This window comes from Streptomyces klenkii, from assembly GCF_003626645.1.
Classification (GTDB): Bacteria; Actinomycetota; Actinomycetes; order Streptomycetales; family Streptomycetaceae; genus Streptomyces; species Streptomyces klenkii.
On sequence record NZ_RBAM01000007.1, the window covers coordinates 263,630 to 284,797 of the forward strand.

Consider the following 21,168-nt stretch of genomic DNA (forward strand, 5'->3'; position numbering starts at 1 on the left):
GGGGTCTGGGCGCCGGGCGCGCTCAGTCGCGCGCCAGGACGAGCGTCCCCGCGGAGCAGAACCAGCCGCCCGTGCCCGAGGCGACGGCGATCCTCGGGAGCTCCCCGTCCCGCCTGCGGACCTGGCGGCCCGCCTCGGCCTCGCCGCGCAGCTGCCGTACGGCCTCGACGAGGAGGAACAGGCCCCGCATCCCGGGGTGGCAGGCGGAGAGGCCGCCGCCGTCGGTGTTGACCGGCAGCTCGCCGCCGACGGTCAGCCGGCCGTCTTCCACGAAGGCGCCGCCCTCGCCCTTGGCGCAGAAGCCGAGGTCTTCCAGGGTCACCAGCGTCATATAGGTGAACGCGTCGTACAGCTCGGCCACGTCCACCTCTGCGGGGGTGATCCCCGCGCGCTCGAAGGCCGCACGGCCGGAGCGGGCGGCGGGGGAGACGGTGAAGTCCTCCCACTCCGACATCGCCGTGTGGGACACGGCCGTGCCGGCACCCAGCACCCACACCGGCGGGCGGGCGGCGTCCGCGGCGTAGTCCTCGCCCGCGAGCAGGACGGCGCACCCGCCGTCGGACCGGATGCAGCACTGGAGCTTGGTGAACGGGTCGGCGATCAACGGGCCGTCCAGGACGTCGTCGACGGTGATCGGGTCGCGGTACATGGCGTGCGGATTGTGCAATGCGTTGGCGCGGGTTTGAACGGCGATGTCGGCTAACTGTTGGAGGGTGGTGCCGTACTCGTGCATGTGGCGGCGTGCGGCCATGGCGTACTTGGCGATGAGCGTGTGCCCGTACGGCGCCTCGAATTGCAGCGGGCCGCGCGTGCCGTAGGAGAGGCCCGCGGTGCGGCGGCCGGCCTTGAGGTCGGCCCGGGCGGTGGAGCCGTAGACCAGGAGGACGGCGTTCGCGTGGCCTGCGGCGATGGCGTCGGCGGCGTGGGCCGCCATGACCTCCCAGGTTGCGCCGCCGACCGAGGTCGAGTCGGCCCATGCGGGGCGCAGCCCCAGGTGGTCGGCGATCTCCATGGGGGCCAGGGTGCCCAGCCCGGCCGAGGCCAGGCCGTCGATGGAGGCCTTGGCGAGCCCGGAGTCCGCGAGGGCGCGCCGGGCCGCCTGCGCGTGCAGGTCGTAGGGCGTGGCGGAGTCGACCCGCCCGCAGTCCGAGAGTGCGACGCCGAAGACGGCGACCCTGCGTGTGCGGCGGACAGCAGTCATGAACTGACGCTACATCAGATAGGGGCTGGGAAAGTCGGGTTGCCGCACATACCATGACGGCCCGTCAGATCCGGGGAGGGTGTTGCCCATGGACGCCGCATTCACCGAGGAGCAGGGCGAGGTCCGGCGCACCCTGCGCGAGCTGCTGCTCAAGCGCTGCGGGCCCGAGGAGCTCCGGGCCGCCGTCCGCACCCGCGCCGGCCACGACGAGGCGCTGTGGCGGCAGCTGGCCGAACAGCTGGGGCTGCCCGGGCTGGCCGTCGAGCGGCACTACGGAGGCGTGGGCTGCGGCCCCACGGAGCTCGCCCTGGCCTGCGAAGAGACGGGCCGGGTGCTGCTGCCGTCCCCGCTGCTCGCCACGGCGGGCCTCGTGGCCCCCCTGGTCGCCGCGCTGGGCACGCGCGCGCAGCGGACGGAGCTGCTGCCCCGTATCGCCTCCGGAGAGCTCACAGGGGCCCTCGCGCTGCCCTGTGCCTCGCTCACCGCCGCGCTCGGCCTCACAGGACCTCCGGGCGGCGCGTGGGCCGGAGGCGGCAGGACCGGCGGCGTACAGGCGCGGCAGGCGGGGGAGGGGCAGGGCTGGCGGCTGTACGGGGAGGCGGCGCAGGTCCTCGACGGGCACACCGCGGGGCTGCTGCTGGTCGCTGCGCGGGCGGGCGGGTACGTCAGCGGCCGCACGCTGCTGTTCGTCCTGCGGCCCGGTGTGGTCCGTGGGGTGCGCCGTACGCGTCTGACCGCCCTGGACGAGACGCGGCCGCAGGCCCGCATCGAGCTGCGGGACGCGGAGGCCGACCTCCTCGGCAGCGCGGACGGCGGGGTTCCGGAGGCGCTGGCCCGGCTGGGCGCGAGCGTCGCGGCGATGCTGGCCGCGGAGGCCGTCGGCGCGGCGGACCGGGCGCTGGAGCGGACGGTCGAACACGTGCGGACGCGTGAGCAGTTCGGGCGGCCGATCGGCTCCTTCCAGGCCGTCAAGCACCGCCTGGCCGACCTGTACGTGTCCGTGCAGGCCGCGCGCTCCGCCGCCTACTACGCGGCCTGGGCGGCGGGGGAGGTGTCCGCCGCAGCGGAGGACGGCTCAAGCGCCTCAGAAGGCCCCTACGGGGCCGGGGGAGCCGCGGCAGACGCAGGAGTTGCTCTCGCGCAGGCCCTGGAGACGCTGGGGTCCGTGGCCGCGGAGGCCGTCCAGTTGCACGGAGGGATCGGGGTGACGTGGGAGCACGACATCCAGCTGTACTTCAAACGGGCTGCTTCCGACGGCCTGCTCTTCGGACCACCGGAGCGGCTGCGCGCCCGGGCCGCGGAGCTCGCCGGGCTGTTTGCCGGGCGGACCGGCCGGGAAGCGGTGACCCCGTGAAGGGCGCCGCGGCGGAGCGCGTGGAGCGCATGGTGCAGCGGGTCTCGTCGACCCGTACGTTCGCGAGGATCGCACCGCACTGCATCCCGGCCCTGGACCGTGCGGTGCACCGGCTGACGGGCGGCAGGAAGCTGCTCAGCGCCCGCCTGCTGCCCAGCCTGGTGCTCACGTCGACGGGTGCCCGTACCGGGCTGCCGCGGCACACGCCGCTCGCCTGCATGCCGGAGGGCCCGAGGCCGGCGCCTCCGGCCGCATGGGTACTCATCGGGAGCAATTTCGGGCGCCCGGGTCACCCCGCATGGACGGCGAACCTGAAGGCGCACCCCGAGGCGGAGATCAGCTGGAAGGGGCGTGACGTGCCGGTGCGGGCGCGGCTGCTGCGCGGCGCCGAGCGGGAGGCCGCGTGGGCGGACGTGGTGAAGTTCTGGCCGCCGTACGCGCGCTACCAGGCGCGCGTGGAACGGGAGATCCGGCTGTTCCGGCTGGAGCGGAGGTAGCGGGCCGGAAGCGGGTGAGAATCACGGCGGCGGGCCCCCTCCGGGCCGGCCGGTGGGGGCCCGCCGCTGCGATGACAGGACGTGCAGGGGTACGGACGCGCAGACGTACGAGGTGCCGGAGTGCTCTGGAGCGTGCCGGAGCGCTGCCCGGCCGGCTTCTGGCTTGCCGGCTGCTACTTCGTCGGCTTCTTGCCCGTGATGCCCAGGTGGACCAGGAGGGCGAGGTTCGGCTTGAGCTCGGCCTGCTTGACGCCCCAGCTCTGGAAGCCCTTCTGGTGCGAGGCCACCGCGGCGAGCATGGCGACGAGCGAACCGGCGATCGCCGCGGGGTTCACGTCCTTGTCCAGCTTGCCCTTGGTCTGGAGCTCCTTGACGGAGTCCGTGAGGGAGCTGGTGACGGCGTTGAGGATCTTCATGCGGATCTTGTAGAACCGCTTGTCGCCCTCGGCCGCCCCGAGGTCGACCACCCGGAGGATGGCGTCGTGCTTGCGCCAGAACCCGAGGAAGCCGTCCACGAGCTCTTCGGCCGCCTGCCAGCCGGACTTGCCGACCCAGGACCGCCCGGCGACGAGCTCGGTCAGGCTCGCGCCCTCCTTCGCCATCTCCTCGGCGATCTCGAGGACCGCGCCCTCGACGTCCGGGAAGTACTGGTAGAAGGTCGCGGGCGAGGTGCCGGCCTTGCGGGCGACGTCGATGACCTTGACGTCGCGGTAGGGAGAGGAGCTGAGCATTTCGCTGAGGCAGTCGAGCAGCTTCTGCCGCGTCGCCTGGCCGCGCCGACCGGCCACGCGGCCGTCGACGGTGCGTACTTGTCCTGTCATGCCGTCAGCTTACCGAGGGGTGATCGGAGCGCGATTCGGCCGCATGCAAATGGGGGCAGGGGTCCGGAGTGGGGTGTAAGGCCAGCTCAGGCGGTATACGGGGGACCGTGGAAAGATCGCCGGGGATTGGCCCGTACCGGTGAATCGTCTTATCAACAGGCTGTGGACAACGCCCGTCGGAGACCCTTCGCACGGTTGTCCACAGGTCCGCCGGAACACCCCCTTCGCCCGCTACGGTGGCATGCGTGAACACACCCCGCGGGGCATGGCGGAAGCTCCCGGGGGCGGCGGCGGGTCGCGTACGGGAAGCGGGGTCAGGAGGCGCGGGACGAGTCGTTCCGCATGTGGTGGAGAGAAGGTGAAGCGCGACCCGGTTTCGCCACCGCGTCGTTCGCCAGGAAGAATCAGCATGCGTACCCCGGGATAATTCGCGGTGAGACGCTGCACGGGGCTGAAACCCTTCAAGCCCCGACGGGGAGGTGGCAGGTCAGTGGTGGAGCAGCTTACGCAGCACGACCCGAGACGGATCGGCCCGTTCGAGGTGCTCGGCCGACTCGGTGCCGGTGGCATGGGGCTGGTCTATCTCGCCCGCTCGGCGTCCGGCCGGCGGGTGGCGATCAAGACGGTGCGCACGGAGCTCGCCGAGGACCAGCTCTTCCGGGTCCGCTTCACCCGCGAGGTGGAGGCGGCCCGCGCGGTCAGCGGCTTCTACACCGCGGCCGTCGTCGACGCCGACCCGCGCGCCGCCGTGCCGTGGCTCGCCACCGCGTACGTGCCCGCGCCCTCCCTCGAGGAGATCGTCAACGAGTGCGGGCCCCTGCCCGCCCAGGCCGTGCGCTGGCTCGCGGCCGGCATCGCCGAGGCGCTGCAGTCCATCCACGGCGCCGGCCTGGTCCACCGCGACCTCAAGCCGTCCAACGTGCTGGTCGTCGAGGACGGCCCGCGCGTCATCGACTTCGGCATCGCCTCCGGCGTCTCCAACACCCGCCTGACGATGACCAACGTCGCCGTCGGCACGCCCGCCTACATGTCGCCCGAGCAGGCGCGGGACTCCCGCAGCGTCACCGGCTCCAGCGACATCTTCTCCCTCGGCTCCACCCTCGTCTTCGCGGCCACCGGCCACGCCCCCTTCCACGGCGCGAACCCCGTGGAGACGGTCTTCATGCTGCTCCGCGAGGGCCCCGACCTCAGCGGCCTGCCCGACGAGCTGCGGCCCCTGATCGACTCGTGCATGCAGATGGCCGCCGAGCACCGGCCCAGCCCCGCCGACCTCCAGGCCGAGCTGGCCCCGCACCTCTTCGCCTCCGGCGGGGGCGACGACAGCGGCACGGCCTCCGCCTGGCTGCCCGACAACGCCGTCTCGCTCATCGAGCAGCGCCGCGCCGGCCAGCGGCCCGCGGCGGCCGCGGCCACCGGCAGGGCGGGCGGCCGCGGCCGGGCCTCCGCCCCTCCGCCCCCCGCGCAGCCGCCGGCCTCCGCGCCTTCCTACGACCCGTCGGGCCCCGGTGCCCACAGCGGCCCCGCCTGGGGCGACGGGCGCGGCACCGGCCGCTCCCCGATGCCCGCCGGCCACGACCCGCGCGGCGGCCTGAGCGCCCCGCTCGACTCCCGGGCCGGAGCCGCCACGGCTCCGCACGCACCGCCGGCCCGCTATCCGGCGCCGCCCGCGCACGACGGGTCCGTGCGGCTCGCGGGCTCGCAGGTCCCCATCGGCCCGGGCCCCCGCGTCGCCGACGGCCGCGATGCCCACTCCCAGGCGGGCACCGGTCCGGCGACGGGCTGGGTGCGCCCGCCCGCCGGCGTGCCCGGCACCGCGCCCGCCCCCTCCGTGCCCGCCCAGGCGACAGGGCCCGCGGCCGACGCGGCCACCAACGCACCCGGCGACCAGGGGCGTTGGCGGCCCTGGCGCTTCCGCATGTCCAACGACGTCTGGGGTACGCCCACCGTCGCCGGCGAGCTGCTCTACGTCACGTCGTTCGAGGTGCACGCCCTCGACGTGGCCACCGGGCGGCGCCAGTTCAAGACCCGTGACGTGGCCTGGGCGATGGCCGTCACCGACGGGCGCATCCACGCCTCCGACGGCCCCACGCTCTACGCCCTGGACGCGGCCGACGGCGCCGAGCGCTGGCGCCTCGCCACCGACGGCTGGGTCTACTCCCTGCGGGCCGAGCGCGGCACGGTCGTCACGGGCACCCGCGGCGGCGGCGTCCAGGCCTGGGAGGCCGCCAACGGCGAGCTGCTGTGGGAGATGGGCGGCGCCCAGACCGACTTCGAGACGCCGGACTGCGGGCCGGTCGTCCACGACGGCGTGGTCTACGTCTGGGCCGACGCCCGGCTGCGGGCCCTGGAGGCCCGTACCGGCGCCGAGCGCTGGTCGTACCCGGTGGGCGACACCGCCTCGTGCGGCGGCGTTCCCGTACGGCTCCTGGCAGGCCCCGACGGCGTCGTCTACGTCGCCGCGGGCACGCGCGTGCTGGCCATCGACGTGGCGCGCGGTGATGTGCGCTGGCGCTTCGAGGCGCCCGCCGTGTTCCTCAGCCCGCCGGCCTTCGCCCCCGGCCCCGCCGTCACCGGAGGCGGCGTCTACATCGCCGACTACCTGGGCACCGTCTACGCCCTGGACGCCGCCACCGGCCGCGATCGCTGGCGCATCGCCACCGAGGCCCGGCAGTCCACGGAACCGGTGCTGGTGGCGGCCGGCTCCGTCCACCTGGGCAGCGGCGGGGCGCTCTACACGCTCGACGCGGTCACCGGCACGCCGAAGTGGCGCTTCGCGGCCGGCGGCGACGTCGTGGGCTCCCCGGTCATCGCCGACGGCCGCATCCACTTCGGCTCCGCCGACCACTGTCTGTACACGGTGGACGCCGCGGGCGGCCAGCTGCGGTGGAAGCTCGCCACGGGCGGGGAGATCACCGGCTCGCCGGTGGCGGCGGGCGGCGTGGTGTACGCGTGCAGCAAGGACCGCTGCGTGTACGCACTGGACGCGGCCAAGGGCACCGGGATGGCGTCCTCGCGGCGCTGACAGCGCGCCTCGCGGCGGGGCGCCCGCTGCTGCCGGCGCCGCTCAGCGCAGTTGGTGCCCTCGCTTCAGCGCAGCCGGTGCCCTCGCTGCCGTGAGGCGAACAGCCGCGCCTGCTCCTCCGGGGGCAGGTTGCCCAGGGAGATCAGGTGCGGCGCGAGGGAGAGGGCTCGTTCCCGCGTCGCCTCCTTGGCCGCCCACAGTGCCCGCACCGTGCCCTGGACGGCCTCTGTCGGGCAGGCCGCGATGACGGCGGCGGCGCGCAGGGCCGCGGCGACGGCCTCGCCGGGTGCCGTCAGCTCGGAGACGAGGCCGATCTCGTATGCGCGCCGCGCGGAGAGCCGCTCGGCGGTGCCCATCAGGGCCAGGCGGGCGGCCTCGCCGAAGGGCATGCGCTGCGCCATATGGATCGTCTCGTAGGCACTGACCATGCCGTACGTCGTGTGCGGGTCGAAGAAGGAGGCGTCCTCGGCGGCCACGATGAACTCCGCCTCGCCGAGCAGGTAGAACGCCCCGCCGCACGCCATTCCGCCGACCGCCGCGACGACCGGCTTCCACAGGTCGGCCGACTTGGGGCCGACGGCGCGCAAGGGGTCGTCCAGCGAGTAGGGCGAGGCCGGCTGGGGGACGGTGGCGGAGCGGTCGATGCCGGTGCAGAAGGCCCGGTCGCCGGCGCCGGTCAGCACGACGGCCCGGACGGTGTCGTCGAAGCGGAACCGGCGCCATATGGAAGTGAGTTCGGAGGCGGCTGCCAGGTCGAGGGCGTTGTGCCGCTCGGGCCGGTCGAGGGTGACGAGGGCGACGCCGTCGGCGTGCACTTCCGCACGTACGCCCGGGCTGCTGCCGCTGCTGTTGCCGCTCATGGCGTCACCTCCAGCAGCCAGCGCGGCACGGTGAAGCCGCCGGGGAGCCGGGCGAAGGTGACGCGCACGGGGGCGCCGATGTAGAGCTGCTCGGGGTCCACGGAGTTGATGTCCGCTTCCGGCGCCGCCACGAGGTTGCCGATGAGGCGGATGCGCGGGGCTTCGGCCAGCTCCACGACCACGACGTTGTACGGGGCCCGCGCGGCGTAGGCGGGCAGGAGCGGCGGGTGGGGCAGGACGTACGACCAGATGCGGCCGCGGCCGCTCATCCGCCGCCAGTCGCTGTCGAAGGACTGGCAGCGCGGGCAGCACGGGCGCGGCGGGAACCGCAGCTCACGGCAGAGGCCGCAGGCCTGGACGCGGAGTTCGCCGCGCGCCGCGAACTCCCAGAAGGGCGCGCCGTCTTCATCGGGCTCGGGCAGCAGCAGGCCGTTGTCAGTGGTGCCCCTCATCATGGAGGACATGAGCTCAACTCCTCAGCAGCAGAGCCGATGTGGGGACGCCCTCGCCCGCCGTGACCAGGCAGGTCGCGGCGCCCGGCACCTGCGCCGTGGAGGTGCCGCGCAGTTGCCGGACGCCTTCGGTGATGAGGTTGAAGCCGTGCACGTAGGCTTCGCTGAGCCCGCCGCCGCCGGTGTTCAGCGGGAGCCGGCCGCCGAGTTCGAGGGCGCCGTCCTCGGTGAAGGCTGCGCCCTCGCCGCGCCCGCAGAAGCCGTAGCCCTCCAGGGAGAGCGGGATGAGGGGGGTGAAGGCGTCGTAGATCTGGGCGACGTCGATGTCGGCGGGGCCGAAGTCGGCCGTCTTCCACAGCTGCCGGGCGGCGGTCCAGGAGGGGCTGGTGAGCGGGTCGTCGTTCCAGTAGTTGACCATGCCGTGGTGCTGGGCGGGCAGGCCCTGCGCGGCGGAGTGCACGTAGACGGGGGAGCGGCGGCAGTCGCGGGCCCGGTCGGCGGAGACGACGACGCAGGCCAGGGCGCCGTCCGTCTCCAGGCAGTTGTCGTAGAGGCAGAGCGGTTCGCTGATCCAGCGCGAGGTCATGTAGGTCTCGCGGGTGAGCGGGCGCCCGTGCATGACGGCGGCCGGGTTCCGGGCGGCGTGGTTGCGGCAGGCGCGGGCGACGTTGAAGAAGTGGTCACGGGTGGCGCCGTACTCGTGCATGTAGCGGCGGGCGAGCATGGCGATCTCGTCGGCCGGGCGGATCAGCCCGTACGGGCGGGTCCACTGTGCGGGGGTGGGCAGCTGCGTCCGGGTGTTGCGCCAGGGGCGGGGGCCGGAGCCGCGCTTGCGGGAGCGCCAGGCGACGCCGACGGACGCCTGGCCGGTGGCGATCGCCGCGGCGAGGTGGGCGACGGTCGCGCAGGAGGCGCCGCCGCCGAAGCCGGTCCGGGCGAAGAAGGTCACGTCGCCCGCGCCGATGGACTTGGCGATCTCGACCTCGTCGGTCTCCTCCATGGTGTACGAGGCGAAGGCGTCGACCTGGGAAGGGGGGATGCCCGCGTCGTCGAGCGCGGCGAGGATCGCGCGGCAGGCCAGGGTCTTCTCCGAGGCTTCGAGCCGGCGGGCGAAGGGGGTCTGACCTATGCCGACGATCGCGGTGGCGTCCTTGAGCGCCGGTGAGCCCCTGCGGGCCGGGGGAGGTGCAGGTGTCGTGCTTCTCGTGGCCATCGTCGCCTCCGCACTGGTTCCGGCGCTGCTGTCGGCGCTGTTTCCCTCACCGTTGCTACTGCCCTTGCTGCCGCTGCTTCCCCTGCTGACAGCGCGGAAGGGTATCGCTAATCTGACGAACAGTCAGCAGTGGGCCGGCCGGGGCGGCGGGGAGGGCACGCGATGCGCGGAGACCTGGAGTTCATGTCCATACCCCGGCTGGTCCGCACCGCCGCCGCGCGTTACGGCGACCGCGAGGCCGTGGTCGAGGGCCGGACCAGGATCGGCTACGAGCAGCTCGCCGCCCGGATCGAGCGGGCCGCCGCCGGGTGCCTCGCGGCGGGCGTCCAGGCAGGCGACCGCGTGGCCGTATGGGCGCCGAATACGCTCGACTGGATCGTCTCCGCCCTGGGAGCCGTCACGGCCGGCGCGGTCCTCGTCCCGGTCAACACCAGGCTCAAGGGTGCCGAGGCCGCCCACGTGCTCGGGCGCACCCGGGCGAAGCTGCTCTTTGTCACCGGCACCTTCCTGGGCACGTCCTACGTCGCCGCGCTGCGGCGGGTGGCCGGTGGTGCCCGTACGGCCTACGACCGCGGCCGTGACCGCCGGCGGAGCCGTGCGGGGGCGGAGGAGGAGAGGGAGACGCCCCTGCCCGGGCTTCCGCACCTGGAGCAGGTCGTCGTGCTGGCCGAGGACGCACTGGCGGGCCCTGGTTTCCGGACGTGGAAGGAGTTCAACGCCGCGGCGGACGCGGTGCCGGCCTGGGCCGTACGGGCCCGGGCGAACGCCGTCAGCCCCGACGCGCCCTCGGACATCATCTTCACCTCCGGTACCACGGGCGAGCCCAAGGGCGTGGTCGTCACCCACGCTCAGACCCTGCGCACCTTCGGTGCCTGGTGCGACCTCGCGGGGCTGCGGAGAGGAGACCGCTATCTGATCGTCAACCCGTTCTCGCACACCTTCGGCTACAAGGCCGGGGTGCTCGCCTGCCTCATGCGCGGTGCGGTGATGGTGCCGCAGGCGGTCTTCGCGGTGGACACGGTGCTGGCCGGAATCGCGGCGGAGCGCATCACCGTGCTGCCCGGCCCGCCCACCCTGCACCAGGCGCTGCTCGACCACCCGGCCCGGTCGGTGTGCGCGCTGTCGTCACTGCGGCTGGTGGTGACAGGGGCGGCGGCAGTGGATCCGGGGCTGGTCGAGCGGCTGCGGGCGGAGGCCGGCGTTCCCACGGTGCTGACGGCGTACGGGATGAGCGAGGCCACCGGTGTCGTCACCATGTGCCGGCGCCACGACTCCGCCGAGGTCGTCGCGGGCACCGCGGGCCGGGCCCTGCCGGACACCGAGGTCAAGGTGGCCGGGGCCGACGGGAAGGCGCTGCCGCCGGGCCGGCCGGGGGAGATCCTGGTGCGCGGCTACCAGGTCATGTCCGGCTACTTCGAGGATCCGCGGGCCACGGCGGAGGCGATCGATGCGGACGGCTGGCTGCACACCGGCGACGTCGGCGTGCTGGACGGTGAAGGCAATCTGCGGATCACCGGCCGGATCAAGGACATGTTCGTGGCCGGGGGCTTCAACGTGTATCCGGCGGAGGTGGAGCGGCTGCTGGCCCGGCATCCGGGCGTAGCCGAGGCCGCCGTCGTGGGCGTGCCGGACCGGCGGCTGGGCGAGGTCGGCAGGGCCTATGTGGTCCGCAGGGACGGTGGTCCCGCCCCGTCAGCGGAGGAGCTGATCGCCTGGGCGCGGCGCGAGATGGCCGCGTACAAGGTGCCGCGTGAGGTGGAGTTCGTTCCCGGCCTCCCGCGGAACGCTTCCGGCAAGGTCATCAAGGGCGAATTGCGGGCGCCCGGCGAAACAAAGGGCCTCATGGGCGATGAAGCCGAAGCAAATGAAGCCGGAGCCAGCGAAGACGAGGCCGATGAAGGCGAATGAGGGACGTGTAGGAGGCGCATGAGGGGGCAATGAGAGGGAACAGCGGCGCGGCCGACGGCGCGGTGCGGGGCACGGAGTGAAGATGGCCCTCGGAACCCGAGTGCGAACGAGGTGGATGCCATGCCGCTGTCCGTCGAAGAGCGTGAGAAATTCCTGGCCGGCCGGCGCGTGGCGGCGATCGCCGTCGAGGCGGGCGGGGGACGCGGACCGGTGAACGTGCCCGTCTGGTATCTCTACCGTCCGGGCGGTGAGGTCGTGCTTGTCACCGGCCGCGCCTCCCGCAAAGCGCAGCTCATTGCCGATGCCGGGCGATTCACGCTCTTGGTGGACCAGACGTCTCCGACGTACCGGTACGTCTCCGTCGAGGGCGAGCTCGTGTCGCTCGAAACGGCGACGGAGGAGCTGGCGAGGGAGATCGCTGTCCGTTATCTGCCGACGGAAGCGGCAGTGGACGCGCACGTGGAGAGAATCATGGCCGACCCGGAAGCGGTCGTGGCGATCAGGATGCGGCCGCGGCACTGGCACTCGGCCGATCTGGGTGGCGCGAGCTGACGCTGACCGGCAGGGCCGGCGTCGCCGCCGCCCGCCTAGTACGCCGCTGCGTCGGGGCCGGCCCAGATGGTGCCGTGATCGTCCCGGCCGCCCGTGCCGTGGTCGTCGCGGCCACCGGTGCCGTGGTCGTCGCCACCGATCGGGTGCGCGAGCTGCACCAGGCCGGCCGACGTCGTCGCTTTGGTCCCGTGGTCGTCAGCGGCTGCCGGGCCCGCCGCGGCCAGTGCCCCGGCACCGGCCATGGCGGCCATCGCGGCTATGACGAGGGCCTTCTTCGCGCGCCTGCTCGTAGCGTTCATTTCCCACTCCTCTGATTCGGGGGGTGTTGCGGTGATGGTGCACGTGCCGGTGAACGTAGCGGGTGAGGACGGCTGCGTCCGCCGTTCGGACCGAAGTGTGTGACGGAACTCCGCTCCATTTGCCTGCAGTTCTGCGCGCATGGGCGCAAGACCGCAGGGGTCGGCGTCGACGGCTTCCCCTCCGTGCTGCCGACGCCGGCCCCTGCGGTCCCCCGTTGGACCTTCCCTTTTTCAGTTGTTGTGCGATCCCCCGTTGTTCCCCCGTACGTTCCCCCGTGCTGTGGCGCCTTTCTCCCCGTCCGACGCCCCCCGTTTCGCTCATTTCAGCGTCGGACGACCCCCGTTGGAAATCCCCCGTTGGATCTCCCCCGTCGTGCGTTCCCCCGTGAGTCCCCCGTCGTACGTTTCCCCCGTACGGTTCCCCCGTCGTGCTTTTCCCCCGTCGTACGTCGTGCCCGGGTGCGTTCCCTGCGGATCTTCCTCCCCCGGAACGTCCCCGTGTCGTGCTCTCCCCCTGAGCCCCCGGCCGGGAGATTCCTGCCCGCCGATGTTTCCGGCCAGAAATCCCCCGTCCCGGGAGCCCGATCAGATCAGCCCGGATGTGGGCTTGTCCCCCGTGGGGTGGTCGTCCATGACGATCAGTTCATCGCCCGGAAGAGGTTTTTTCTTCAGGACCTTGCTGTCTTTGAGGATGACGGGCTCACCGATGGTGGCGTGGTCGTCCGGCGGCGGGGCGAACTGCTGCCCCGCGGTGAACGTTCCCCCGGTGGGATGGTCGTCCTGCGGTGTGGCCACGCCTGGCGTGAGCTTGCGCTCGTCGCTCATAGCGATCAACTCCGATGGGTCGGTGCGAGTCGTTTGGCGTGAGGGGTTGGTGCTGGGATGCAGAACCCGCCCGGCGACTCCCCCGATGGCCGCCGGACGGGGACTGGGGCTGATCACCCCTGAGGTGAGGCCTCACCTACGACCCGTCTGCCCCCCGACGCGACGGATCGACAGCACTCAGACTGCACTGTCGCGATAAACGATCGATGAACGGGCACGTGACAGCGTTTTCCCGGGCCTCTACGGCTGCGCTGGCGACTCCGGAACGACACCGAGGGGGATCCGGAAGGGCGTACGAAGGGACGCCCCTGTGTCGCACGGCACTGCGAATGCGGGATTCCGCTCCGCGTCCTGTCGCTCGCTACCTGTCCGCTACCCCGGAGCGCGGAGTTCCACCCACCGGCGGCCGGGTCTACGCCGCCTGTACCACCGACAGCAGATTTCGTACCTCTGCCGCCTCAGGCGAGCCCAGCTGCTCGTAGATCGCCAGCGCCTCCGTCCAGCAGGCGCGCGCCCGGCCCGGCTGCCCCAGCGCGTCGAGCGAGCGCCCGAGCACGGTCAGAACGTTACTGCGCCGCCACTCCCCGCCGATGCCGCGCAGCTTCAGCGCCTGCTCGGCGTGGTGGGCGGCGGCCGTCGGCCGCCCGGCCAGGAGGTGGACCTCGGCCATCCGGTAGTGGGTCATGCCTTCCCACAGCCGCTGCCGGTTGTCGACGAAGATCGGCATGGCCTCGTTCAACTGCCGCAGCGCGTCCTCGTACCGCCGCGCCCGGGTGAGGGCCAGACCGTACGTGTAGAGGCCGTTCGCGATCCGCCAGCTGACGTTGATCTCCCGGAAGATGCCGATGGCCTGCTCGGCGAGCTCGACGGCCGAGGCGGACCGCCCGGTGTCGAGGTGGACCCGCGCCAGGTTGCTGAGGGCGGTCGCCTCGCACGGGCGGTTGCCGTCCTCGCGGAAGCACTCCAGGGCCTGGCCGATGTACGCCTCGGCGTCCTCGTAGCGGTGCTGGTAGATGGCGACGATGCCGCGGTTGTTGGAGGCGTACCCGCACGGGATGGGGTCCTCCGTGGCGCGGCCGAGGAGGACGGCGTGCAGGGCGTGCTCGTCGGCCTGGGCGAAGCGGCCCGCGAGGCTGTTCACGTGCGTGAGGACGGTCCGGGCGCGGCCTTCGGCCCGGGCGTCCCCGGTCTCCTGCGCGGCGGCCAGGAGCGCCGTGGCGGCCTGCTCGTAGAGCCTGAAGTCGGCGCCGGACTCGGCGAGGTCCTTGGCGGCCAGCAGCAGGTCGACGGCGCGGCGCAGGGTGCCGCCGGTGGCGGACGCGTGCTGGCGGACGCAGGCCAGCAGGCAGCCGGCCTCGGCGAACAGCCAGTCGCAGGCCGCGTCCCGGTCGGTGAAGACGAGCCCGGGGTGGGTGGTCGGCGTCAGGTGGGCGAGGAGCTGGTCGCCGGGCCGCTCCAGGACGTACACGCCGGCGGCCGTCGCCAGGTAGAAGTCCAGGAGCCGTGAGAGGGCGGCCTCGCGCTCTGCGGGCGGCTGTTCGTCCCGCTCCGCGCATGCACGCGCGTAGAGGCGTACGAGGTCGTGGTAGCGGTACCGGCCGGGTGCGGCGGATTCCAGCAGGGACGTGTCGACGAGCGACTCCAGCAGCTCCTCGGTGGCGTCCGTGTCCAGGTCCAGGACGGCCGCGGCGGCCGCGAGCGAGATGTCCGGGCCGTCCGCCAGGCCCAGCAGCCGGAAGGCGCGGGCCTGGCCCGGCTCCAGCTGCCCGTAGCCCAGCTCGAAGGTGGCGGTGACGGCGAGGTCGCCGGCGCGCAGCTCGTCGAGGCGGCGCCGCTCGTCGCCGAGCTTGCGGGCCAGCACCGATACCGTCCATGTCCGGCGGGCGGCGAGGCGGGAGGCGGCGATGCGGATGGCGAGCGGCAGGAAGCCGCACGCCGCGACGACGTCCATCGCCGCGTCCCGCTCGGCCTCCACGCGCTCGGTGCCGACGATGCGGGTGAACAGCACCAGCGCCTCGTCCGGGCTCATCACGTCCAGGTCGACGAGGTGGGCCCCGGCGAGGCCCACCATGCGCGCCCGGCTCGTGACGAGGGCCGCGCAGCCTTCCGTGCCGGGCAGCAGCGGGCGGACCTGGGCGGCGTCCCGGGCGTTGTCCAGCAGGGCGAGGACGCGGCGGCCGTCGAGGGTGGAGCGGAAGAGCGCGGACCGTTCCTGCACCCCCTCAGGAATAGCGGAATCCAGAATTCCGAGCGCCCGCAGGAACGATCCGAGCACTGCTTCCGGCTCGGCGGGCAGAGGGCCGGTGCCTTGCAGGTCCACGTACAGCTGACCGTCCGGGAAGTGGTGCCGCGCGGCGTGCGCGACGTGCACCGCCAGCGTCGTCTTGCCGACGCCGCCGATGCCGGCGACGGCCGACACGGCCATCACCCGGCCGTCGCACGTCGCGAGCTGGTCGCCGAGCTCGTCCACGAAGGCGGCGCGCCCGGTGAAGTCGGAGACCGTCGCGGGCAGCTGAGCGGGGCGGATGAACGCGGGCCCGGCGTACGGCCGGTCGTCCGGGATGAAGGGCAGGGCGAGGTCGGCGTCGGCGTTGAGGATGCGCTGCTGGAGCTCGGAGAGCTCGGGGCACGGGTCGACGCCCAGCTCGTCGGCGAGGAGCCGGCGGGTGTCGGCGTAGACGGCGAGGGCCTCGGCCTGCCGGCCGCTGCGGTAGAGGGCGAGCATCAGCAGCTCGCGCAGCCGCTCGCGCAGCGGGTGGGCGGCGGTCAGGGCCGTCAGCTCCGAGACCGCCTCGGCGTGGCTGCCCACCTCCAGGTCCAGGTCCAGCCGGGTCTCGATGAGCGACAGCCGCCACTCCTCCAGCCGCGTGCGCTGCGTCTCCGCGTACGGGCCGGGCAGGCCGGCCAGCGGCTCGCCGTCCCACAGGCCGAGGACCTCGTTGATGAGGTCGCGGGCGCGGTGGCGGTCGCCGGAGGCGCGCGTCTTCTCCGCCTCGGCGACGAGGTGCTCGGCCCGGTCGATGTCCAGGCAGCCGAAGCCGACCCGGACGGCGTAGCCCCCGGACTCGCTGACCAGGACGTCGGCGTCCCGGCCGAAGGCCTTGCGCAGCCGCGAGGCGTACGTGCGCAGCGCGGCGAGGGCGGCGTGCGGCGGCTCGTCGCCCCAGAGCGCGTCCACCAGCTCGGGCGCGGTGGCGGTCCGGCCGCCGCGCAGCAGCAGGGCGGCGAGGAGCGCCCTCTGCTGCGGCGAGCCGGTGTTCAGCAGTTCCCTGCCGCGGCGGGCCCGGACGGGCCCGAGCACGGTGAATCGGAGCTGCTGCCCGTGCCCTGTATCGCCGGCCATGGTGACCCCCTGCTTGTCCCGCTCGGTCGCACGGCCAGTCTGCCTTGTCCGGGGGCTCTGCGTCAGCAGGGGTCCGGCCTCTCCACAAGGCCTGCCAGAGACCGCCTCACCCCTGTCTCCACGGAGTACTGACGAGTCGTCAGATCGTCGCTAACGTGTCAGCCATGGAGAGCATCCCCCGCATCATCTCGGTGGACGATCACACGGTCGAGCCTCCTCACGTCTGGTCGGACCGGCTACCGGCGAAGTTCCGCGATGTCGGGCCGCGGATCGTGCGCGCGCCGGTGAAGGAAATGACCTTCGTCGGCGGAAGGTTCACTCCCGTCATGGGCGACCCGGGCGACGGCGGCCCGGAGGCCGACTGGTGGATCTATGAGGATTTGCACCGTCCGCTCACGCGGCTGGATACCGCCGTCGGATACTCCAGGGACGACGTCAGACTGGAGGGCATCACGTACGAACAGATGCGGCCCGGCTCCTTCAGCGTTCCGGAACGACTGGCCGATATGGACCGCAACCACGTCCAGTCCGCACTGTGCTTCCCCACCTTCCCGCGCTTCTGCGGGCAGACCTTCACCGAGGCGAAGGACCGCGAACTCGCCCTCCTCGGCGTGCGCGCGTACAACGACTGGATGGTGGAGGAGTGGTGCGGCCCGCAGGCGCACGGCCGCCTCGTCCCCCTCTGCATCGTCCCCCTGTGGGACGCCGGGCTGGCCGCCGCCGAGGTGCGCCGCAACGCCGCACGCGGCGTGCGCGCCGTGTGCTTCTCCGAGATCCCCCCGCACCTCGGCCTGCCCTCCGTCCACACCGACGCCTGGGACCCCTTCCTGCGTGCCTGCGCAGAGACCCGCACCGTCATCGCCATGCACATCGGCTCCTCCTCGCGCATGCCGTCCACCTCGGCCGACGCACCGCCCGCCGTCGGCTCCGTCATCACCTTCGCCAACTGCTGCTTCTCGCTCGTCGACTGGCTGATGTCCGGCGCCTTCGAGCGCTTCCCGGAGCTGCACATCATGTACGCCGAGGGGCAGATCGGCTGGATCCCGTACGTCCTGGAGCGCGCGGACGTCGCCTGGGAGCAGAACCGCGCCTGGGGCGGCGTCGCGGACAAGGTCCTGCGGCCGCCGTCCGAGCTGTTCGCCGAGCACGTCCACGGCTGCTTCTTCGACGACGCCTTCGGGCTGCGCAGCCTCGACGCGATCGGCGCCGGCAACGTCCTCTACGAGACCGACTACCCGCACTCCGACTCCACTTGGCCGCGCTCCAAGGAGGTCGCCGAGCAGCAGATGGGGCACCTGCCGCCGGACGTGATCGAGCGCATCGTCCGCGGCAACGCGATCGAGCTGCTGGGGCTCACGGAGGAAGGGCTGTGGGCGCATGCCGCCGGATGAACCCTGGGCGGCCCCGCGGGACGGCCTGCGCGTCCTCCCCGCCGGCCGCCTCTCCTACGGCATGCAGCTCCCCATCACCTCCCTCAGCACCCTCTACGCCGAGCCCTGGGAGGTCGAGGCCGGCCCCGCCGAGCTGCGGCGGATCGCCCGCGCGGCCGACCGGCTCGGCTTCGCCTACGTCGCCACCTGCGACCACGTCGCCGTCCCCGCACGGCTGGCCGCCGCCATGGGCACCGTCTGGTACGACCCCGTGGCCGCTCTCGCCCACCTCGCCGCCGTCACCGAGCGCGTCCTGCTGCTCAGCCACGTGGCCGTAGCCGCGCTGCGGCACCCGCTCGCGCTCGCCAAGCAGTACGCGACCGTCGACCGGCTCGCGGAGGGGCGGCTCGTCCTCGGGGTGGGGGCCGGGCACGTCCGGGAGGAGTTCGAGGCGCTGGGCGTCGACTTCGGGCGGCGCGGCGCGATCCTGGACGAGACGGTCGACGCGCTCAAGGAGGCGCTCGGGCCGTCCGAGTACCCGCAGTACAGCGGACGCCGGTTCGCCTTCCGCGGGCTCGGCCAGGCGCCCCGGCCGGTCCGTACGCCGCGGCCGCCCCTGTGGGTCGGCGGCTCCTCACCGGCAGCGCTGCGCCGGGCGGCGCTCCGGGGCGACGGCTGGCTGTCCCAGGGCGACCGGCGCGAGGAGCTGCCGCAGCGCATCGCCGAGCTGCGGCGGCTGCGCGAGGAGGCCGGCAGGGACGGGCCCTTCGCGGTCGGGGCGATCTCCGAGGCGCTGTACGTCGGGAGCCCGGCCTGGGACACCGGCGGCCGGACGCTGACCGGTGCGCCGGAGGCGCTCGCCGAGTCGCTGCGGGCGTACCGGGCGATGGGCGCGGACCAGATCCAGGTGCGGTTCCGCTCGCGCGGCGCGTCCGAACTCCTGGACCAGATGGAGGCGTTCGCGGAGTCGGTGGCTCCGCTCCTTGCCGGGTAGGGCGGCGGCCGGGAGGCCCTTCGGTGTACGGAGCGGGGTCAGCGGCCTGCGGTGAGCGCCGTGCGGAGTGGAGTGAGGGATTTACAGCATGCCGTACGGAGTGGAGTGAGGGTTTTACGGCATGGCGTACGGAGCGGAGTGAGCGATTTACAGCAAGGCGTCCGGCATGGAGTGAGGGATTTACGGCACGGAGCGAGCGGCGTACATGCAGCGGATGACAGGAGGGGACCTCATGGGCAAGCTGGACGGCCGTGTCGTGCTCATCACGGGCGCGGCGCGCGGGCAGGGCGAGCAGGAGGCGCGGCTGTTCGCCGCGGAGGGCGCGAAGGTCGTCCTGGCTGACGTCCTGGACGAGCCGGGCGGCGCCGTGGCGAAGGACCTGGGGCCCGAGGCCGCGGTGTACGTCCACCTCGACGTCGGCGAGGAGGCCGACTGGGCGGTGGCGGTCGCGGTCGCCAAGGAGACCTTCGGATCGCTCGACGGCCTCGTCAACAACGCCGGGATCCTGCGCCGCACGCGGCTGGTGGACACGTCCCCGCAGGAGTTCGTGGAGGTGTGCCGGGTCAACCAGCTGGGCACGTTCCTCGGCATGCGCGCGGCCGCCCCCGAGCTGGCCGCTGCGGGCGGCGGCACCATCGTCAACATCTCCTCGTACGCAGCCCTCGCGGGCATGGCCTCCCTCACCTCCTACGCGGCGTCGAAGGGGGCCGTCCTCGCCATGACGCGCGTGGCGGCCCTGGAGCTGGCGGCGCAGGGCGTACGGGTCAACGCCGTCTGCCCGGGCGCGGTCGACACCCCGATGATCGACCAGGAGCGGGCCGCCCTGCTCTGCCGGACGCTGGTGCCCCTGCGTCGGACCGGGAGGGCGGAGGAGGTGGCGCGGACGGCGCTGTACCTGACGGCGGAGGACTCCTCGTACGTGACGGGGCAGCATTTCGTGGTGGACGGGGGATGGCTGGCGGGGGTCCCGGTGTTCGGCTGACTGCTCGGCTGACTGCATGAGTTCGGCTGACGGCCGGAGTCCACCGGAGTCCAGCCGTGCGGGACTCGTGGTCCGCCGTCGTCTTGACGTTGCCGGGGGCCGGTGCCAGAGTCTCAGCAGCCAGCGATCTGACGGTGCGTCAGAATTCGGAAACCTGAACGGACGGACGGTGAACCGCCGTGGAATTCGGGATCTTCGTGCAGGGATACGTTCCGGCGAGCCGGCGGCGGGACGATCCCCGGGCCGAGCACCACGCGCTGATGGAGGAGACCGAGTACGTCATCCAGGCCGACAAGTCGGGCTTCAAGTACGCCTGGGCCTCCGAGCACCACTTCCTGGACGAGTACTCGCACCTCTCCGCCAACGACGTCTTCCTCGGCTACCTCGCGCACGCGACCGACCGCATCCACCTCGGCTCCGGCATCTTCAACCCGCTGCCGCAGGTCAACCACCCGGTCAAGGTCGCCGAGAAGGCCGCCATGCTCGACCACCTCTCCCGCGGCCGCTTCGAGTTCGGCACCGGGCGGGGCGCGGGCAGCCACGAGATCCTCGGGTTCCTGCCGGGCATCACCGACATGGACCGCACCAAGGAGATCTGGGAGGAGACGATCGCCGAGTTCCCCCGGATGTGGCTCCGGGAGGAGTACCCCGGCTTCGAGGGGAAGCACTGGTCCCTGCCGCCGCGCAAGGTGCTCCCCAAGCCGTACGGGCCCGCGCACCCGCCCATGTGGTACGCGGCCGGGTCGCCCTCCTCGTACGCGATGGCCGCGCGCAAGGGGCTCGGAGTCCTGGGCTTCAGCGTGCAGAAGGTCGCCGACATGGAGTGGGTCGTCGACTCGTACAAGACGGCGATCGCGGGCGCCGAGCCCGTCGGCTCGTACGTCAACGACAACGTCATGGTCACCTCCACCGCTGTCTGCGCGGAGACGCACGCGAAGGCGGTGGAGATCGCGGCCTCGGGCGGGCTGCACTACCTCCAGTCGCTGCTCTTCCGCTACCACGACACCTTCCCCCGCCCCGAAGGCATCCCGCGCTGGCCGGAACTCCTGCCCGAGTACACCGAGGAGGTCATCGAGCTCCTCATCGCCGAGGAGCTGATGATCTGCGGCGACCCGGACGAGGTGTTCCGGCAGTGCAAGCGGTGGGAGCAGGCGGGCGCGGACCAGCTGTCGTTCGGGCTGCCGGTCGGCGTGCCGTACGAGGACACGATGCGGACGATCCGGCTGATCGGAGAGCACGTCATACCGAAGATCGACACGGATCCGGTGCACCGTACGACACGGATGCGGCGGGCGGGCTGAAGGCCGGAGGGCGCCTGTCCGGGCCCTCCCTCGTACACCGGGGCGGCGTCTTCCCGGATCCGCCGCCCCGGCCCCGGCCTCCGGCGGATCGCTGCTCACGTGCCCGTTCGGGTGGGCGGGCATTCCGCCGGACCCTCACCGCTCCGGCTGAGCGCCGTTGCGGCGGGAGAGTTC

At 73.0% G+C, this 21,168-nt stretch carries 17 protein-coding genes; 9 read left to right on the plus strand and 8 right to left on the minus strand.

The features are described from left to right. Window positions 1-22 precede the first annotated feature (22 nt). Complete coding sequence (locus D7231_RS18845) at window positions 23-1,201, minus strand: thiolase C-terminal domain-containing protein (protein WP_120756625.1); 1,179 nt, start codon at window positions 1,199-1,201, stop codon at window positions 23-25. 88 nt (window positions 1,202-1,289) lie between these two features. On the opposite strand from D7231_RS18845, the gene D7231_RS18850 reads away from it, so the two are divergent. Together D7231_RS18850 and D7231_RS18855 are read left to right on the plus strand one after the other, a co-directional pair. Continuing rightward, entirely contained in the window at window positions 1,290-2,555 is a 1,266-nt protein-coding gene (locus D7231_RS18850) for an acyl-CoA dehydrogenase family protein (protein ID WP_120756626.1), read from the plus strand. Between the two features lie 29 nt (window positions 2,556-2,584). Then, window positions 2,585-3,052, plus strand: coding sequence for a nitroreductase family deazaflavin-dependent oxidoreductase (locus D7231_RS18855; protein WP_120756817.1), 468 nt, complete (start codon window positions 2,585-2,587; stop codon window positions 3,050-3,052). A gap of 173 nt (window positions 3,053-3,225) precedes the next feature. Here the strand turns inward: D7231_RS18855 and D7231_RS18860 are convergent, their stop codons facing one another. Next, window positions 3,226-3,873 carry a TetR family transcriptional regulator gene (locus D7231_RS18860; protein ID WP_120756627.1) on the minus strand — a complete coding sequence of 216 codons (648 nt, stop codon included), beginning with the start codon at window positions 3,871-3,873 and terminating at the stop codon, window positions 3,226-3,228. A gap of 490 nt (window positions 3,874-4,363) precedes the next feature. On the opposite strand from D7231_RS18860, the gene afsK reads away from it, so the two are divergent. After that, window positions 4,364-6,895 (plus strand): protein serine/threonine kinase AfsK, encoded by a 2,532-nt coding sequence (gene afsK, locus D7231_RS18865; protein ID WP_194960009.1) that lies wholly within the window; start codon window positions 4,364-4,366, stop codon window positions 6,893-6,895. A 65-nt stretch (window positions 6,896-6,960) separates the two neighbouring features. On the opposite strand, the gene D7231_RS18870 is transcribed toward afsK, so the two are convergent. From D7231_RS18870 to D7231_RS18880, 3 genes are read right to left on the minus strand one after another with little or no spacing between them, the layout of a single operon-like run. After that, window positions 6,961-7,755, minus strand: coding sequence for an enoyl-CoA hydratase/isomerase family protein (locus tag D7231_RS18870; RefSeq protein ID WP_120756629.1), 795 nt, complete (start codon window positions 7,753-7,755; stop codon window positions 6,961-6,963). Continuing rightward, window positions 7,752-8,219: a Zn-ribbon domain-containing OB-fold protein gene (locus tag D7231_RS18875; RefSeq protein ID WP_120756630.1), complete on the minus strand. Its 468-nt coding sequence runs from the start codon at window positions 8,217-8,219 to the stop codon at window positions 7,752-7,754. Before D7231_RS18875 ends, D7231_RS18870 begins: the two co-directional genes overlap by 4 nt. 4 nt (window positions 8,220-8,223) lie before the next feature. After that, on the minus strand, window positions 8,224-9,420 hold the full coding sequence (locus D7231_RS18880; RefSeq protein WP_120756631.1) for a lipid-transfer protein: 1,197 nt from the start codon (window positions 9,418-9,420) through the stop codon (window positions 8,224-8,226). Window positions 9,421-9,582: 162 nt separating this feature from the next. Here D7231_RS18880 and D7231_RS18885 point away from each other — a divergent pair, with 162 nt between their 5' ends. Both D7231_RS18885 and D7231_RS18890 read left to right on the plus strand, forming a co-directional pair. Further along, a complete protein-coding gene (locus tag D7231_RS18885; RefSeq protein ID WP_120756632.1) occupies window positions 9,583-11,328 on the plus strand; it encodes an AMP-binding protein in 1,746 nt (581 codons plus the stop codon). Window positions 11,329-11,448: 120 nt separating this feature from the next. Further along, window positions 11,449-11,880, plus strand: coding sequence for a pyridoxamine 5'-phosphate oxidase family protein (locus D7231_RS18890; protein ID WP_120756818.1), 432 nt, complete (start codon window positions 11,449-11,451; stop codon window positions 11,878-11,880). A 35-nt stretch (window positions 11,881-11,915) separates the two neighbouring features. On the opposite strand, the gene D7231_RS18895 is transcribed toward D7231_RS18890, so the two are convergent. The 3 genes from D7231_RS18895 to afsR form a co-directional block, all read right to left on the minus strand. Further along, window positions 11,916-12,179 (minus strand): hypothetical protein, encoded by a 264-nt coding sequence (locus D7231_RS18895; protein WP_120756633.1) that lies wholly within the window; start codon window positions 12,177-12,179, stop codon window positions 11,916-11,918. A gap of 585 nt (window positions 12,180-12,764) precedes the next feature. Further along, window positions 12,765-13,004 carry a hypothetical protein gene (locus tag D7231_RS18900; RefSeq protein WP_120756634.1) on the minus strand — a complete coding sequence of 80 codons (240 nt, stop codon included), beginning with the start codon at window positions 13,002-13,004 and terminating at the stop codon, window positions 12,765-12,767. 412 nt (window positions 13,005-13,416) lie between these two features. Then, window positions 13,417-16,347, minus strand: coding sequence for an SARP-family global regulator AfsR (afsR, locus tag D7231_RS18905; RefSeq protein ID WP_120756635.1), 2,931 nt, complete (start codon window positions 16,345-16,347; stop codon window positions 13,417-13,419). A gap of 164 nt (window positions 16,348-16,511) precedes the next feature. On the opposite strand from afsR, the gene D7231_RS18910 reads away from it, so the two are divergent. From D7231_RS18910 to D7231_RS18925, 4 genes are all read left to right on the plus strand, one after another. After that, the gene (locus tag D7231_RS18910) at window positions 16,512-17,738 is read left to right on the plus strand and encodes an amidohydrolase family protein (RefSeq protein ID WP_120756636.1); all 1,227 of its coding nucleotides are present in this window, start codon (window positions 16,512-16,514) and stop codon (window positions 17,736-17,738) included. Then, window positions 17,725-18,711, plus strand: a complete 987-nt coding sequence (locus tag D7231_RS18915) for a TIGR03619 family F420-dependent LLM class oxidoreductase (protein WP_120756637.1) — start codon at window positions 17,725-17,727, stop codon at window positions 18,709-18,711. Before D7231_RS18910 ends, D7231_RS18915 begins: the two co-directional genes overlap by 14 nt. A 232-nt stretch (window positions 18,712-18,943) precedes the next feature. Continuing rightward, window positions 18,944-19,693: an SDR family NAD(P)-dependent oxidoreductase gene (locus tag D7231_RS18920; protein ID WP_120756638.1), complete on the plus strand. Its 750-nt coding sequence runs from the start codon at window positions 18,944-18,946 to the stop codon at window positions 19,691-19,693. Window positions 19,694-19,872: 179 nt separating this feature from the next. After that, on the plus strand, window positions 19,873-20,994 hold the full coding sequence (locus D7231_RS18925; RefSeq protein WP_120756639.1) for an LLM class flavin-dependent oxidoreductase: 1,122 nt from the start codon (window positions 19,873-19,875) through the stop codon (window positions 20,992-20,994). Window positions 20,995-21,168: the final 174 nt, after the last annotated feature.

What these genes read in the sequence shown, in the direction of transcription:
- D7231_RS18885 (WP_120756632.1), top strand. Translation starts at nt 9,583, where the DNA reads ATGCGCGGAGACCTGGAGTTCATGTCCATACCCCGGCTGGTCCGCACC.
- D7231_RS18870 (WP_120756629.1), bottom strand. Translation starts at nt 7,755, where the DNA reads ATGAGCGGCAACAGCAGCGGCAGCAGCCCGGGCGTACGTGCGGAAGTG.
- afsR (WP_120756635.1), bottom strand. Translation starts at nt 16,347, where the DNA reads ATGGCCGGCGATACAGGGCACGGGCAGCAGCTCCGATTCACCGTGCTC.
- D7231_RS18920 (WP_120756638.1), top strand. Translation starts at nt 18,944, where the DNA reads ATGGGCAAGCTGGACGGCCGTGTCGTGCTCATCACGGGCGCGGCGCGC.
- D7231_RS18890 (WP_120756818.1), top strand. Translation starts at nt 11,449, where the DNA reads ATGCCGCTGTCCGTCGAAGAGCGTGAGAAATTCCTGGCCGGCCGGCGC.
- D7231_RS18855 (WP_120756817.1), top strand. Translation starts at nt 2,585, where the DNA reads ATGGTGCAGCGGGTCTCGTCGACCCGTACGTTCGCGAGGATCGCACCG.
- D7231_RS18875 (WP_120756630.1), bottom strand. Translation starts at nt 8,219, where the DNA reads ATGTCCTCCATGATGAGGGGCACCACTGACAACGGCCTGCTGCTGCCC.
- D7231_RS18850 (WP_120756626.1), top strand. Translation starts at nt 1,290, where the DNA reads ATGGACGCCGCATTCACCGAGGAGCAGGGCGAGGTCCGGCGCACCCTG.
- D7231_RS18915 (WP_120756637.1), top strand. Translation starts at nt 17,725, where the DNA reads ATGCCGCCGGATGAACCCTGGGCGGCCCCGCGGGACGGCCTGCGCGTC.
- D7231_RS18910 (WP_120756636.1), top strand. Translation starts at nt 16,512, where the DNA reads ATGGAGAGCATCCCCCGCATCATCTCGGTGGACGATCACACGGTCGAG.
- D7231_RS18880 (WP_120756631.1), bottom strand. Translation starts at nt 9,420, where the DNA reads ATGGCCACGAGAAGCACGACACCTGCACCTCCCCCGGCCCGCAGGGGC.
- D7231_RS18895 (WP_120756633.1), bottom strand. Translation starts at nt 12,179, where the DNA reads ATGAACGCTACGAGCAGGCGCGCGAAGAAGGCCCTCGTCATAGCCGCG.
- D7231_RS18845 (WP_120756625.1), bottom strand. Translation starts at nt 1,201, where the DNA reads ATGACTGCTGTCCGCCGCACACGCAGGGTCGCCGTCTTCGGCGTCGCA.
- D7231_RS18860 (WP_120756627.1), bottom strand. Translation starts at nt 3,873, where the DNA reads ATGACAGGACAAGTACGCACCGTCGACGGCCGCGTGGCCGGTCGGCGC.
- D7231_RS18900 (WP_120756634.1), bottom strand. Translation starts at nt 13,004, where the DNA reads ATGAGCGACGAGCGCAAGCTCACGCCAGGCGTGGCCACACCGCAGGAC.